This is a genomic window from Peijinzhouia sedimentorum (genome assembly GCF_049340005.1).
In the GTDB taxonomy this organism is placed as follows: domain Bacteria; phylum Bacteroidota; class Bacteroidia; order Cytophagales; family Cyclobacteriaceae; genus CAXBDP01.
Genome location: NZ_JBMPIY010000011.1, coordinates 79,447 through 94,532, shown reverse-complemented (window position 1 = coordinate 94,532; position 15,086 = coordinate 79,447). Strand labels below are relative to the sequence as shown.

Here is a 15,086-nt window from a genome sequence, read left to right as displayed (position 1 = left end):
AATAGTGTTTTATGGAAGATTATTAACATTAATCACAAATCCATTTTTCGATTTTCTTAAATGTAATATAGTGAAATTGAACTAATAATATGTTTTAGGATCGATAAATCGCTTGGAGTTACTTTAGTTGGAAATAAGCGGGAGGGTAATGCTTTATAATGTGAAGTATTGACTTGGACAATCATTCCATTGGGCTAATCATTGGTAGTTTTTCCATTTCGCTTACTTCTAGCATTGGGTAGCCATAGTCTTCTACTACTTTGCCTATAAGCTTATAAAAGCCCAGTCCTCTAAATGGATATTTCTTTGTGGTATTTGGGAAATGAGTGCTATCAAATACATGTCCTTTTGCATCGGTAAAGCAGCCAAAATGCATCAAGTCTCCTTTTATAGTACGAGTATTTTTAGTGGTAACCAGATAACCGACAATCTGTATTTGCTTGCCTAGTTTCTGCATTAGATCCTCAGCAAAAGTATCGCCGAAATCTTTGGTCTTGAGTAAATCAAAAGGATTGCAAAGTGGGAAACCCAGTAGTTCCAATTCATCGAATGGGTCTTGGAGTGGATAGGGCTCCAGTTGAGGTAACTCAAAGCTTTTGGTTTTGGTACTTTTGAATAAGCCTTGCTCTGCTTGAGCTTTTCGACCTTTACCAAAATATAAATGCGCTTGCCACATGAGTTCTCTTTTGCCAATCCCTGTACTTCGGAATGCACCTAAGCGAATCAGAATACAAGTTTGTTCTAATTTGGATGGGATGCGAGCCAAAAAATCGTGCAAACCTGCATAAGGGCCATTTTCCTCCCGCTCTTTTGGTATCAGCTGACCAAGTTTTTCTTCCAAGCTTTTTACATGAATAAAACCCAAATACAGCTCTTTTTCATGTAATGAAGTGAGATATTCGCTGTGGTTTATGCAGGGAGCTTTTATTTCCGCACCTGCCATACGAGCTTCATGTACATAAAATTCGGTGCGATAAAACCCGCCAAAATTATTAATAACAGCAACTATGAATTCCAGCGGAAAGTAGGCTTTTAAGTACAAACTTTGGTAGCTCTCTGCCGCATAGCTTGCCGAGTGTGCTTTGGAAAATGAGTAGCCCGAGAAGCTTTCGATTTGCCGCCATACTTCATTGTAAATTTCTGCTGGATAGCCCAATTTTTGGCAGTTATCGAAATATGATTTCTCTACTCGCTTGAATTCCGCTCGAGACCGAAACTTGCCCGACATGCCTCGCCGTAGAATATCTGCTTCGGCTAAGTCGAGTCCTGCAAAGTAGTGAGCAACTTTGATTACATCTTCTTGGTACACCATAATGCCGTAGGTCTCTTTCATCAATTCCTGCATTTTAGGATGGATGTAGCTGTATGCGTTGGGATTCAAATGCCTGTGAATGTACTCACGCATCATACCTGAGCGTGCTACGCCAGGTCGAATAATGGAGCTTGCTGCCACCAAAGTGGTATAATCTGAACAGCGAAGCTTGGCGAGCAATTGACGCATTGCGGGCGACTCTACATAAAAGGCACCCATTGTCCTCCCGCTTTCTAATAGTTGTCGTACTTTATTGTCAGTCTTAAATTCGCTCGTACGGGTGATATCTATGTCGATCCCTTTATTTTTCTTCACCATTTCCACTGTATCGTGAATATGTCCCAAGCCTCGCTGGCTAAGTATGTCAAATTTATGGATCCCAATATCCTCTGCTCCATACATATCGAAATGGGTGATTGGGAAACCTTTGGGTGGGAGATCGGTGGCAGTATATTGATGTAGGGATTTTTCAGTGATTACTATACCTCCTGCATGAATACTCAAATGGCGCGGCATATCATGTAGTCGTTGTGCATATCGCCAGATAAGTTTGCTTATGTGATCCTGCGTGGCAAGTTGCTCAGGTCGTTCGACCAAAGCATCGATCTCGCGCTTGGGTAAGCCGAAAACCTTAGACAGCTCTCGCACTACTGACCGCTCTTGAAAAGTAGTGTGTGTCGCCAAAAGTGCTGCATGCTCTGCTCCATATTTATCCAAAATATAGCCTGTTACTACATCTCGATCTTGCCAAGAGAAGTCAATGTCAAAATCGGGAGGGGAGCTTCGATGTGGATTGAGGAATCTCTCAAAGTACAAATCTAGCTCGATAGGATCTACTTCGGTAATACCAATGCAATAAGCTACCATACTATTGGCGCCACTACCTCGGCCTACATGAGCGAAGTTTTTGTGATGGGCAAATGATACAATATCATGTGTGATGAGAAAATAAGCTTCGAAGTTACGCTCTGCAATTACATCGAGCTCGCGTAAGAGACGTTGCATTCCATAAGCATTATATTTTTGATATCGCCAGGTAAAACCTTCTAATGCTAATTTTATTAGTTTTTGATGATCATCTTTTTTGCTCTTTCCAAAAATAGTTTTGTTCTTATTGCTATCAAATTCGATAGAAAATTCGCAATCGTCCAGAATGATTTGCGTATTGGAAATGATTTCTGGATACTGCCAATAATGCTTTAATAGCTCGGAGATGGGAATCATACATTCATCAGGCATGGCTTGAGCGGGAGGCGGAAGCTTGCTCAGTAGTACATTCAGATCTATAGCTCTGAGGAGTCTATGTGTATTGAAGCTTAGCTTATCGGCAAAGTTTACAGGTTGCCATATCACGCATTTGTGCAAACAGGCAGGATCAATATGTGATTTTAGGTATTTTACATCACTAGGCTTTATGCCTATAATTTCCTGTTCATTAATGTTTTGATGCATCCTTTTGAAAGGATACATAAACCAAACATCCTCCAAAATAGGCGCGTGATGAGGGATGGGTTCGCCACAAATATTGTGTTGTGACAAGAAGTGACATAGTTGTTCGAAACCATTATTATTTCTAGCCAAACCAATGTACAAAAGTTGATTTTCTTGCCTGAATTCGATGCCAAGAGCGATTTGTAAGTCGTATTCCTCCCGCCTTTCATTGCATATTCGCAGTAGCTCAGGCCATGCCGATGTGTTGTGGATGTCGGTGAGGATGAGTTTTCTTACTCCATTTTTTTTTGCTTCTTCAAATAAGTTAGCCGGCGATAATGTGCCGTACATCAAACTAAACCAAGTGTGGCAATTCAGGTACATAGAACTACAAATTACTAAATATTTTAGTAATTAAGCAAAATCTTTTAGCTAATTATTTTAGCTAAAAGGTGATTGAATTATGGATGCGCTATTCTCTCACTTTTCTATAATCATTAAACGGTTAATCTTGGGCTACTTTCTCCAACAAACTCAGCATATTTTCAAGACATATCTTTTGTTGTTCTTCTAAGGAAATATCCGCACTGCTATCCATGAAAAGCTGACCCATATATCCAAATTGAGAATGATTGCCGCCTTCTACTAAAACCAAATCTGCACCAACAGGAAGTTTATTTCTATTTTCCATCACTTCAGGAACACTTGCCAAGCCATCATTTTCAGCATATAGCTTTAGGGTTGGGATAGCTGAATTGGAAAGATCAATATCTCTCGGATGAGAGGTGCCGAGCAGGAAAAGTCCTTCAAAAAGACTTGGGTTTTCATAGACCAGCTGAGCGGCCATTTTTGCACCTTGAGAATGGCCACCAATTACATATTTGCCATTAGGCAAGTCGAATAATTCCAAAGTCTTTTGATAATCGTTTATCGGCAATCTCCAGTTCATTTTTATTATGTAGCAGTTGTAGCCATTCTCGGCCAACTTTCTACCCAAAGGTGCATAAGCTTTCGGGTCCACTAAGCCACCTTGAAAGAAAATTACATTTATAGCATCTCCCGTCAAATTTGATTCAAATCCTAAGTAGTCATCTGTAATATTGACAGTTACATTACTGCTGTTTTCAAATACATCTTCTGGTAGGTCTCTCGATTGAAAGGTACTCAAATTCCAAATAAAGAAAATACCGACTATGGTAAACCATACGGTTTTAAAAATCTTTCTTTTGCTCCATTTTTTCATTGGGTTAAGGCTTTGGTGAGTGTTACTGTATAGAATATCTTCAATGTAAGGCTCTTCTATATTTATTTTCAATAAAAATGATTGAGCGTGAGAGTTTAAGGACAAAGGGCTATTTGATCAATTAGATTGAGTAAAGTATTATTCATTTGTCTGAATCACGTTTTTGGAGAAATAGTATTCAGCTGAATTGAAATAAAAAAAAGCTCCAGTCTATCAAACTGGAGCCTTGAATATCAGGTAATTAAATTGATTAGTATTTCGCAGGAATACCTTCTGCAACCATAGATTTTTGAATGAAATCTCTTACGTGGTCATTGGCATTCTTCAAATCTTCAGCCCGTAGATACATCATGTGTCCACTGCGGTAGCCTTCGAAACGAAGTCTGTCGCCCAATTTACCATTGGAGTTAATCTGCCATAGATTGTATTTAGCATTGAAATAATCTGTACCGCCATCGTAATAGCCGCTTTGGTTCATTACATGCATATAAGGGTTTTGCAACATCGCTTGGCGAAGGTTTTCGCCAGTATTGTCACCATTACGGTTCCAAGGATTTACAGGGCCAAAGAGGTTATAGGTAAGGTCTGTATCGAATTTTAATACTTGCTTTGCATACATATTCATCGCTGGAGCAAATGAATGGTTCCAGGATGTAAGTGCTGGGTCGTAGTCACGTCCCGAGCCTGCATCCATTGCATCGATACCACGGTAGCGAGAATCTAGGCGACCAATCGTTAAACCTTGATCTCTCAAAAGCTCTTTCCAGAAAAAGCCTGTTGGTACAGCAAGGTTGTGTTGAAGGATAACTTCCACTTTCAATCCTGAATAGCGAGCCATTTGTGTAGCAATTTCTCTTCTTTTGGCTGGATCTAAACTGCCTCCACGGGTAATAGCTGGGATTACCACATCAAGTGTATATTGCTCAACCTCAGGAAGAATTTCATCTAAATCTTTTGCTTGTAAATCTGCAGGAAGTACTTTGTGATACCAAGCTGTAGCTGCATAGTAAGGTAGGTAATTAGCCGCAGCAACTGGGCCTGACCTATCGATTCCTAAGCCAGTAGGCGAAACAAGGATTACGCCGTTAAGGTACATCCAATGTGCATTTTGTAATTGTAAAGCCATACCTGATACTCTAGTGGTACCATAACTTTCGCCAATCAAATATTTTGGAGAAGCCCAACGATCTTGACGTGTAACGAATGTGTTTACCCAATCCGAAAGATATTCGATATCTTCATTTACACCGAAGAAAGTAAAGCGACTTACATCTTCACCAGTGATTCTTGAGTAACCAGTGTTTACTGGATCTACAAAAACAATATCTGCTACATCCAATATTGAGTGGGGATTATCTTTAAATCCATAAGGTTGAATTGGATATCCTTCATCATCAATATTCAAAACTTTAGGGCCAGTGTAGGCGAGGTGCATCCAGATGGAAGCAGATCCTGGACCACCATTGAACGAAATAACCAATGGCCTTTTGGTCTTATCAGAGATATCAGTGCGCTCATAATATGTATAAAAAAGGGAGGCGATTGGATCACCATCTTCATCCCAAACTGGTTGAGTTCCAGCAGTAGCAGTGTATGGTACACGCTGACCCTTAATTGTGACTTCATGATTGGTAGTAATTGCAGTTTCTACTGGCAATTTTCTGTCCTGTGCCTGCGCACTCGCAATAAATAGAACCAGCATGAATACAATCGCTGAAATTCTGGAGGTTAAAATTTTCATAAGCCTAATGTTGATTTTCAATTGAATTAATAGTCAATATAGGGCTTAATGAAAACTGTAGAAATAAAATTTATACCATATGCATTTCAGCTTGATAAGGGGTTTATTATAAGACCTTTTTATATATTACTGTTTCTTGAAAAGTACGTCAGCGAAATAATTATCCTTATCAAAATAGATTTCTTTAATGGATAGATTTGCAATTTCGGCCAATTTTTTAATCATATCCATATCGTATTTCTGCGAAACCTCTGTGTGGATATATTCGGCTTCGCCAAAAGTCACTTCTAAATCAACATCTTTCAAATATACTTTCTGTTCAACTTTACTCACCAAATAGCTTTTGGAAGCACCTGAAGTAATATCGTAATAACTGTAGTGCTCGAATTGATTTATATTGAAATTTGCATCGAGTTCATTGTTTAGTCTTTGTAATAAGTTGAGGTTGAATCGGCTGGTAATGCCATGCGGATCGTCGTAGGCTTTTTGAATTATGCGTGGCAGTTTTTTTAGATCGAAACCTACCATTAGATAATCTCCTTGATTTAGCCGCATACTAATTTGATTGATAAATAATTGTGCATCCTCTAAGTTGAAGTTGCCAATATTAGCACCCATAAAAAGAACAAACTTTCGATTTTCATTGTGCTCATGCATTTCTATCAATGCATCCTTAAATTGTTGATTTTTACTTTCAATTTGTAAATGCGGGAGGTTTTTCTTTAACCTTGTTTCCAATTGCTCCAAGACTGCAGCAGACACATCCACAGGATTGTACTCGAAGTCGAGTTTTTTTTTGAGAAAATGCTCTAGTAATATTTCTGTTTTTATTCCATCCCCGGCACCCAATTCTATCAACTTGATATGCTTCGATTCACTTTTTAGAATTTCAAGAAGAGGGCCTTTGTTTGTCTTCAAAATACTGAGTTCACAATTAGTGAGGTAATACTCTGGCATTGCCATTATTTCTTGAAAAATTCGGTCTCCATTATCATCATAAAATAGCCATGAGGGTAAAGATTTAGGTTTTTCTTTTAACCCTTTGATTACTGCCTGTGCGAGTTCACTTTGAATTTTCTCTGTCATATAGCTTACTTTTTACACAGTCTTATTCCTGTGAATTGCCATTGTAATTGCGGGTGGAAAAAATTACGATAAGTTTTGCGCGAATGATTTTCGGGAGTAGCAATTGAGGCTCCTCGTAATACCATTTGGTTTATCATAAACTTGCCATTGTATTCACCAACAGCGCCAGCAGGTTTTCGATAACCAGGATAAGCCAAATATGCACTTTGGGTGTGTTCCCATCTTTGACCATAGTCTAATTTATCTGCCACTACTTCCCATTCAAATTCTGTAGGCAATCGCAAGCCTTTCCATTCTGCAAAGGCAGCAGCTTCGTAATGGCTAATATGGGTAACCGGCTCATTCATTGGTAATGGCTCTAAGCCTGCTAAGCTGTAGCGATGCCATTGCTCATTTATCTGATGCCAATAGAGCGGACTGGTAATTTTGTGCTGATTTACCCAAGCCCATGCGTCACTATACCAATAAGCTGCGGTTTGATAACCTCCCGCTTTTATGAATTCCAAATACTCGCCATTGCTAATTAATTGTTCGGCAATCTCAAACTCTTGTAAGAATACTTTATGAACCTCTTTTTCATTATCAAAGCAAAACCCATTTCCTTTAAAACCTATTTCATATATCCCTTCAGGAAAGCTTAAATATGATCCTTTTGCATTTAACAGTCTTCCATTATATTCCTTAAAATCTTCTTTATAGGCAGGAAATAAAGGATTGTGGCCGAGTATATATTTTATGTCTGTTAATAAAAGTTCTTGATGTTGCTGCTCATGTTGGAAACCAATTTCTAATAAGCCATAGAGGTTTTCAGGTAATGAAGGAATCAATTCAATCATATTCTGATCTACATATTTTCTATATTTTAGAATATCACCAACGCTTGGTCTGCTCATATTGCCACGATCCACCCGCATTACTCTTTCGCCCATGCTCTCATAATAGCTGTTGAAAAGGTAATTGTATTTGGGATGAAATGGGCTGTAGTTTTTGAAATTGGGCTTTAGAATAAACTCCTCAAAAAACCACGTAGTATGCGCCAAATGCCACTTTGGTGGGCTCACATCCATGCTTGGCTGCACTATATGGTCTTCAATCTCTAATGGTTTGCAAATATTTACAGTATAGTCTCGTATGGTTTTGAATCTTTCTAACATAGTGTTTTTTATATGTCTATTATACTAAGGTTTATTTATGAAAATAGTTTATCCATTGATATGATAAGTATTACCTCTCTGCATTATAGCTTGCTTGAAAACCGATTTTTTGACCTCTAGCTTCTGTTATTGTATAATTTTCTTTTTGGGCAAGGGTGATCACCTGTACTTGTTGGAACTCAGGTGCCATTAAATCATTGTCTATCATTGCAGAAATGCCTTTAAGCAATAGCAATCTTGCGTTTTCATTGGTCATAAAAGCGTTTTCCGGATCGTCAAAACAATAATGAACTTGTCGATCTCCTTCTGCAAATAGACGATTATTCGCATCGATAAAAATTCTCCCAACTAAGTAGCCGTAATCGTTCATTCTATTATAGCGGAATGAATCTTCCAAGAAATTATAAAGTACAATTTGTCCAAAGTAAGCCGGGTTTTCTTTGAAATATCTCCTTTTTAGAAATGGGTGCTCAGGGTTGAGTTGAATAATATTGCTTTGCATGACAGCCACTAATGTGTCTCCGCCCGCAGTAATTCTAAACTCGAAATCTGATATATCATTGAATGCTACACTAATTTTCGGATTAAAATCTTGGGTTTTTGATGTGAGTTCTAAATTTATTTGTGCCGCTTCAATTTTTAGTATTTTGAAGAACTCTTTGAGGTTTGCATAAATTTTTTGTTTCAATTCAGCCTTACTATGGAGCTTTTCTACAACAACTTCTACCATATTTTCTTCTTTTGGATGGGTTGATTTTAGTTTTGATTTAGTCATATCTTTAGCATATTGATTCGCGTTATTAAAAGGCTTATTTCATATTTTTAAAAAAAGTGAAAAGCTGTCCTTAAACTTAGCAAGAATCAGTAATTAATAAATTATAATTAACAGAAAATGGAAAATCAAGAAGGTAGAGCACAAAGAATTCTAAACGACTTGGGTAAGAAAATAGATGAACTTACTCGCAAAATGAAGGAAAAAGCCAAGGAAAAGGGTTTTGATGCAGACAAAGAGATTGAAAAATTGAAAAAAGAGCGGGATAAGTTAGAAGATGAGTTTAGAGAATTTAAGGAGAAAAATAATCCAAGGTGGCAAGAAATGCTCGATCATTTGGAAACTGCAGGGCAGGAAATTGTGAAAGCCGCGGAGTCTATTTTTAAGAAAAGACAGTAAAAGTTGCTTATTCGAAAAATCTAAAAAATGAAAATACTTTTCAGTCTCTCAGTAGTTTTATTTCTTTCATGTGCGTGCGAATCACAAAAATCTAACAAGGAAAATTTGACCCAATCTCCACAAGAAGAGGCGGTTATAGGTGGTGCAAATAGTAGGAATTCACTTGACTGGAATGGAGCTTATAAATCCATATTACCTTGTGAGGATTGTGAAGGAATAGCAATTCAAATTCAACTGAATCTGGATGGTAGTTTTGTGATGCATTCAAAGTATTTGGGTAAAGCTGATGAGGTAGAAATAGTAGAAGGCGAATTCGAATGGAATGAAGCGGGAGGAAAAATTAAATTAATGATTGATGGTCAAGATCCTAATTTGCATTATTACCAAGTAGGTGAAAATGTACTTTTCAAACTTGATGCTGATGGTAACAGGATAGGAGATTTTGACAGTCCTTATACTTTTGTGAAGGTAGGATCTGTATTAGATTTTTAGCATAGTTGAGGTTTTGATTTGTATATGAATGAAAACCAGTTCAGTATACAATAAAAATGGCTCTTGATTGTCCAAGAGCCATTTTATTATTTTATGGAATTATACTTACTATTCAAAAAGCATTTGCTTAAGTTCATCCTTAGCTTTGCCAGTTTTTTTCTGAATTCTACCAAGTAGTTCGTCTTCTTGGCCTTCAGCATATACTAAATCATTGTCAGTGAGTTCACCGTACTCTTGCTTTAATTTACCTTTTAATTCGTTCCAGTTTCCTTTAATTTTTAAGTTATTCATAATATATAATTTTGATTAGTTATAGTTACTTTAACGGCTATAATTAGAATTAAGTTATATTTATTTCAATTTACTTATTCTAATATGAAATAATTACTTATAATTAGATTAAATTATAAAATGGGAGAAAATCTGAATTCTTAACAATCTTTTACCGATGACTCTCTTCATTCATCAGCATACTGAGATAGGAGTTGTACCTGCTGATAGCAATTTGTCCGGCGTCCAAGGCTTCAATGATTTTGCAATTAGGTTCATTGATGTGCAGACAGTTGTTGAACTTACATTGGCCTAAGAAATGGCGCATTTCCGGAAAATAATGGCTGATTTCCCACTCCTCCATTTCAACTAATCCCAACTCCTTAATTCCCGGGGTGTCAATGACCCATGTATCTGAATCTACTTCAAACATTTCGGCAAATGTAGTCGTGTGAACGCCTTTATTTGCAAATGAGGAGACTTGAGCTGTTTTTTGCCGAATATTTGGGATTAGTCTGTTAATCAATGTTGATTTGCCAGCACCTGAGTGGCCTGAGAATACGCTTAGTTTGCCTTTAAGTATCTCACTTACTTCGTTCATTCCTTGTCCGGTTTCGGCAGATACTAAAAGGCATTTATAACCTAAATTCTGATACAATTCGGCTAACTCTTTCTGATAAGCAAGCATCACCTCATCCATAATGTCAGCTTTATTGAACAGTAAAACACCTGGAATACGGAAAGCTTCTATGCTAACCAAAAAGCGATCTATAAACCCAAGTGAGGTTCTTGGCAGTGCCAAGGTTACCACCAAAATTGCTTGATCAATATTTGCAGCAATTAAATGGGCGTGATCTGTTTTTTTCACAGATTTACGAATAAAATAATTCCTGCGAGGCTCGATTTCGGAGATAATTCCTTTACCATCATCATCAGGTTCAATCAGTACCCAGTCGCCTACGGCAATAGGATTCGTCACCTTGAGTTCAAGGTTTTTGAATTTGCCACGCAAACGGCAATCCATCTTGCTACCATCTTCCAACTCCACCTGATACCATGATCCTGTCGATTTCAGTACCCTCGCTCTTAATCTATCCATTTTGTAATTTTATTCATGATCAGCGAAGTAGCTCCTTTATTTTCTTTCACAAAACCTCCCGCTTTTTCAGCAGCCAGTTGGTAGTCGTGTGGATTTTGTTCAAATCGTCTCAAAATTTCCTCCATTGCTGAGGCCGAATTTACGGCAAATGCAGCTCCATTTTCTATGAGACCAATAGCTTCATTAAATTTCCTATAGTTCTTATTCCCAAAAAATACCGGAATACCATACACAGCAGCCTCTAGCGTATTGTGCAATCCTGCTCCAAATGCTCCACCAATATAAGCCGCCCAGCCATATTGATACAAGCTACTCAAGATTCCCACATTATCGATCAACAGGATTTTGGCATTTATGACTTCTCCCGCTTTGGAGTACCTAATACATTGTTTGGGGAAGGCTTTTTCCCATTCAGCCAAATCTGCTTCATGGATATCATGAGGAGCTACAATCCATTTATAGTTGGTATTTTGGATAACAGATTTTAATAGCTCTCGATCTTGTGGCCAAGCAGAGCCCACCACAATACATTTTTGCTCACCCACAAATGATTCAGCAATGGGAATAGGCTTTTTCTGCTGATAAATATCGATTACCCTATCGAAGCGAGTGTCGCCAGCTAGACTGCAATTATTGATTTGTAGAGAATGGAGTAGGTTTTGGGTTTCCTTATTTTGGGTAAAAAAGTAGGTGAAAAAGCCTAAACATTTACGATGCAGCAAACCGTACCAGCGAAAGAATAATTGGTTTGGCCGCAAAATAGTAGAAATGGAAAAAAGCGGGAGGTTTAGTTTGGCGACTTCACGCAGGTGAAAAAACCAATACTCATACTTCACAAAAAACACTGTTTTAGGTTGGATAATGCTCAAAAATTTGCGTGCATTACTTGGACTGTCCCAGGGTAAATACATAATGTAATCTGCTCCTGCATAATTTTTTCGCACCTCATATCCAGAGGGAGAATAGAATGTAAGCAGAATTTGATAGTTTGGATAGGTTTTTTTGAAAGCCTCCATTACTGGGCGGCCTTGCTCAAATTCGCCAAGTGAAGCACAATGAAACCAAACCAATGGTGCATTGCCAGTGCTAGCTCGCCATTGCTTAAGTGGCTGTTCCCAGTTTTTACGACCCTTTACAAATTGACTTGCCTTAGGATGGAAGATGGCAACCAATCTAAGCAAGCTATAATAAGCAAAAAGTGCAATGCGATATATCCCGATAGCTAAAAGCATTCAACAAAAGTAGAAAAGCTAAAGCGAATCATTGATAGAAATATTTCTCGCCAGTCCCTACTATGGCTATCTGAGTAATTTTTTAATTTTTTTCACTATAAAACTAAAAACATGGGTTACCAATTTGATTTTTTGATATTAAGACTTGTATCAAAATAAAACAATCTGAGGAACCTAAAATTACAAAAAATCTCTTTCATTTTTCTTTCTTTACTAATTATAAGTTCTTGTAGTACGTATAATTTTGAAGATCAAATGCCTGATGAGCTTGTCGAAGATGTTGACAAGCAAGAAGAAGTTTCCATTAGAGAAATTCCTTTTTCCGACATAATGGATGATATTCAACAAGGATTTATGCTCAATGGATATTCAAACTATCGATTGGAGAATAACCAATTAAATACAGCATTTGGGAAATTAGGTAATGGTATGGTGAAGGAGTTGAAAGATTATCGATTTGAAATAGTTCGTACAGCTATTCCCATTATACCAGATGAGTTCAACCCACGCACATTTTATAATCTTGTAATCACCAAACCACTGAAAGGTCAGAAAGCGCCTGAAATGGTAATTGTTGAGTATATATTAGAGAATGAGGAATATAATGCGGATTTTGATTTCAGTAATTACACAGGATATATACGAACTTATTCTCTTAATGGTGAAATCATCAATGATATACGGATGATTGATGGAAAGCAAGCCACCATTGCCAATAATAGAACTGAAAATATATGTGGATACGAGTATGAATGGAAATCAGCGACTATTTGTCCTGGCCCAACTGATGACTATTGTAATACTCAATATTATTGGGATGCAATTCCGATAGATTGTGCAGGTACACCGGAGATTGATGGTGGTGGCCCAGGGTCTAGTGGTGGGACTCCTATGAATCCGTCGGTGGATTATGATTACTACTATGGAAGTATTAGTATTGATGATTATTCCAATTCAAGTTGGAATGGGGAAACTGTTAATATTCCATCTCAAATTGAACTTTCAAATGGTCACGTAGTAAATATTGATTTTGGCTTTACAAATGATGGTGTTAATGCCAATCAGCCGGTAGCTAAAAGATTACTTGATTGTTTAATTTTTGCTCTTGAATCCTGTGCCTCAGAAAATGGAATTAATCGAATTTACATTAAAGCAACTACCAATGGTGTGCATGGTCAAAATAGTAATCATTATAGAGGCTTAGCTATTGATTTGAGTAGAATAAATAATGAGTACATAATGAATTTAGGAGCAAATTCTCAAGTTGCAGCATTGCAATTGGCTTTAGAAACTTTCCCATTTATTCGAGAAAATTTTGGCCCATTCCTGAAAAACAAATTGAACGCGCCATTTAATCAAGTTCAAGACCATCAAACTCACATTCATTTTTCAGTAAACGGTAATTAGAAACTATGAAAAAGACATTTATATTTTTTTTGGTGATAGGAATTAGTCTTCCAACCATAGGACAAGTAAGCATAAATCAAGAGGCCGATAATAAAGCTGTATCGGTGAGCCAAATCGAGGAATTGAAACGGTTTGAAAGTGAAGGTTTCTATTTGAACGTTATTACCTCTTTTAGTGGTGAAATTGAAACTGGTAATAAGGATTTTAACTATGAAACAGGTCTGCCTGTTAAGAATATTTATTTGGTATTAGGCGAATATGATGATGTACCTGAACCAAAGGTTTTTTCGATATTGGATATTACAGCACCCATTATAGTGGAATTCAGCAATAATATTCTACGAATTAAATATTCAAAAATGCCTGAAAATGAGCCAAAGGAGTTCTTCATATCAATTCATCACCAAGGAAATAATAAGTTTAAATTGGAAGTTAAATAAAGTTTTTTCCGTTAAAATCATTTTTTCAAAAAACAGTTGCCAAATTAAATTTCGTAATTACCTTTGCAACAAATGAACAAAACACATACTTATCATTACTATTATTATTATCTGCAGCCACAGGGTTTCGGAAATAAGCTAGTATGTGTTGACCAATAAGCAAGAGATAATCAACAACCATATAAAAAGCCTGATTCCGATGCCGGAGTCAGGCTTTTTTATTTTATGCCATTTCAACTTAATTATATGTTACAGCAGATTTACGACAATTACACAAAAGAGGATCAGCAGGTTTGGAACATCTTGTTCAATCGTCAGCTGGAAAAATTGCACAATACTGCAAGTGAGACTTTTATCCAAGGTCTAAAGGACGTGAAATTCACTCCCGATCACATTCCTCATTTTGGCGAAACCAATGAGCTATTAGCTAAAAGCACAGGTTGGGAAATAGTTGCCGTGCCCGGTTTGATTGATGACGATATCTTTTTTGAGCTATTGGCTCAGAAAAAATTCCCGGCAACTACTTGGCTTCGCAAAATGGAGCAATTGGATTATCTGGAAGAGCCTGATATGTTTCACGATGTATACGCGCACGTACCACTTTTATCGAATCAGCCTTTTGTAGATTTCTTGCAAAAATTGGCGATTGTAGCTTCTCAGCATTCTGGAGATGATAAGGCAATTCATTTGCTATCAAGAGTTTACTGGTACACTGTAGAGTTTGGATTGATCCGTGAAAACGGTAATCTTAGAATCTATGGAGCGGGAATTCTTTCATCTTCAGGTGAAACTCACTTTAGTCTTTCTGACAAACCAAAGCGCTCAGCCTATGATTTGAGGGAAGTGTTGAGAGCTACATATTACAAACACGATTTCCAAACTCAGTATTTTGTAATAGAGAGCTACGAAGAGCTTTATGAATCGCTTAAAAATCTAGATGAAATTCTCGTAGAAGAGTTAAATTTGCAGGAGGCCCTCTAAGAGGGCTTTCTCTTTTTCTTAAAAATA

At 37.3% G+C, this 15,086-nt stretch carries 14 protein-coding genes; 5 read left to right on the top strand and 9 right to left on the bottom strand.

Annotation, left to right across the window (positions count from 1 at the left end; all coding sequences use genetic code 11):
• Window positions 1-181: 181 nt before the first annotated feature.
• The 6 genes from ACOXY8_RS13805 to ACOXY8_RS13780 form a co-directional block, all read right to left on the bottom strand.
• Complete coding sequence (locus tag ACOXY8_RS13805; RefSeq protein ID WP_458332193.1) at window positions 182-3,127, bottom strand: DNA polymerase III subunit alpha; 2,946 nt, start codon at window positions 3,125-3,127, stop codon at window positions 182-184.
• A gap of 121 nt (window positions 3,128-3,248) precedes the next feature.
• The gene (locus ACOXY8_RS13800) at window positions 3,249-4,058 is read right to left on the bottom strand and encodes an alpha/beta hydrolase (protein ID WP_458332192.1); all 810 of its coding nucleotides are present in this window, start codon (window positions 4,056-4,058) and stop codon (window positions 3,249-3,251) included.
• A gap of 178 nt (window positions 4,059-4,236) precedes the next feature.
• Complete coding sequence (locus ACOXY8_RS13795) at window positions 4,237-5,727, bottom strand: S10 family peptidase (RefSeq protein WP_458332191.1); 1,491 nt, start codon at window positions 5,725-5,727, stop codon at window positions 4,237-4,239.
• 126 nt (window positions 5,728-5,853) lie between these two features.
• Window positions 5,854-6,813 carry an L-histidine N(alpha)-methyltransferase gene (locus ACOXY8_RS13790; RefSeq protein ID WP_458332190.1) on the bottom strand — a complete coding sequence of 320 codons (960 nt, stop codon included), beginning with the start codon at window positions 6,811-6,813 and terminating at the stop codon, window positions 5,854-5,856.
• Between the two features lie 5 nt (window positions 6,814-6,818).
• Complete coding sequence (gene egtB / locus ACOXY8_RS13785; protein ID WP_458332189.1) at window positions 6,819-7,967, bottom strand: ergothioneine biosynthesis protein EgtB; 1,149 nt, start codon at window positions 7,965-7,967, stop codon at window positions 6,819-6,821.
• Window positions 7,968-8,037: 70 nt separating this feature from the next.
• Window positions 8,038-8,742 (bottom strand): hypothetical protein, encoded by a 705-nt coding sequence (locus tag ACOXY8_RS13780; RefSeq protein ID WP_458332188.1) that lies wholly within the window; start codon window positions 8,740-8,742, stop codon window positions 8,038-8,040.
• Between the two features lie 117 nt (window positions 8,743-8,859).
• Between ACOXY8_RS13780 and ACOXY8_RS13775 the strand changes: the two genes are divergently transcribed.
• Together ACOXY8_RS13775 and ACOXY8_RS13770 are read left to right on the top strand one after the other, a co-directional pair.
• On the top strand, window positions 8,860-9,138 hold the full coding sequence (locus ACOXY8_RS13775) for a sll1863 family stress response protein (RefSeq protein WP_458332187.1): 279 nt from the start codon (window positions 8,860-8,862) through the stop codon (window positions 9,136-9,138).
• A 27-nt stretch (window positions 9,139-9,165) separates the two neighbouring features.
• Entirely contained in the window at window positions 9,166-9,630 is a 465-nt protein-coding gene (locus tag ACOXY8_RS13770; protein ID WP_458332186.1) for a copper resistance protein NlpE, read from the top strand.
• Between the two features lie 108 nt (window positions 9,631-9,738).
• Here ACOXY8_RS13770 and ACOXY8_RS13765 read toward each other — a convergent pair whose 3' ends face one another.
• From ACOXY8_RS13765 to ACOXY8_RS13755, 3 genes are all read right to left on the bottom strand, one after another.
• Entirely contained in the window at window positions 9,739-9,921 is a 183-nt protein-coding gene (locus ACOXY8_RS13765) for a CsbD family protein (RefSeq protein ID WP_458332185.1), read from the bottom strand.
• A gap of 151 nt (window positions 9,922-10,072) precedes the next feature.
• Window positions 10,073-10,999 carry a ribosome small subunit-dependent GTPase A gene (gene rsgA / locus ACOXY8_RS13760; protein WP_458332184.1) on the bottom strand — a complete coding sequence of 309 codons (927 nt, stop codon included), beginning with the start codon at window positions 10,997-10,999 and terminating at the stop codon, window positions 10,073-10,075.
• Window positions 10,987-12,231: a 3-deoxy-D-manno-octulosonic acid transferase gene (locus ACOXY8_RS13755; protein WP_458332183.1), complete on the bottom strand. Its 1,245-nt coding sequence runs from the start codon at window positions 12,229-12,231 to the stop codon at window positions 10,987-10,989. Before ACOXY8_RS13755 ends, rsgA begins: the two co-directional genes overlap by 13 nt.
• A 255-nt stretch (window positions 12,232-12,486) precedes the next feature.
• On the opposite strand from ACOXY8_RS13755, the gene ACOXY8_RS13750 reads away from it, so the two are divergent.
• The 3 genes from ACOXY8_RS13750 (at window position 12,487) to ACOXY8_RS13740 (ending at window position 15,059) form a co-directional block, all read left to right on the top strand.
• A complete protein-coding gene (locus tag ACOXY8_RS13750) occupies window positions 12,487-13,638 on the top strand; it encodes a hypothetical protein (RefSeq protein ID WP_458332182.1) in 1,152 nt (383 codons plus the stop codon).
• Between the two features lie 5 nt (window positions 13,639-13,643).
• Complete coding sequence (locus tag ACOXY8_RS13745) at window positions 13,644-14,078, top strand: hypothetical protein (protein WP_458332181.1); 435 nt, start codon at window positions 13,644-13,646, stop codon at window positions 14,076-14,078.
• Window positions 14,079-14,324: 246 nt separating this feature from the next.
• A complete protein-coding gene (locus ACOXY8_RS13740; protein ID WP_458332180.1) occupies window positions 14,325-15,059 on the top strand; it encodes a phenylalanine 4-monooxygenase in 735 nt (244 codons plus the stop codon).
• The last annotated feature ends 27 nt before the right edge of the window (window positions 15,060-15,086 follow it).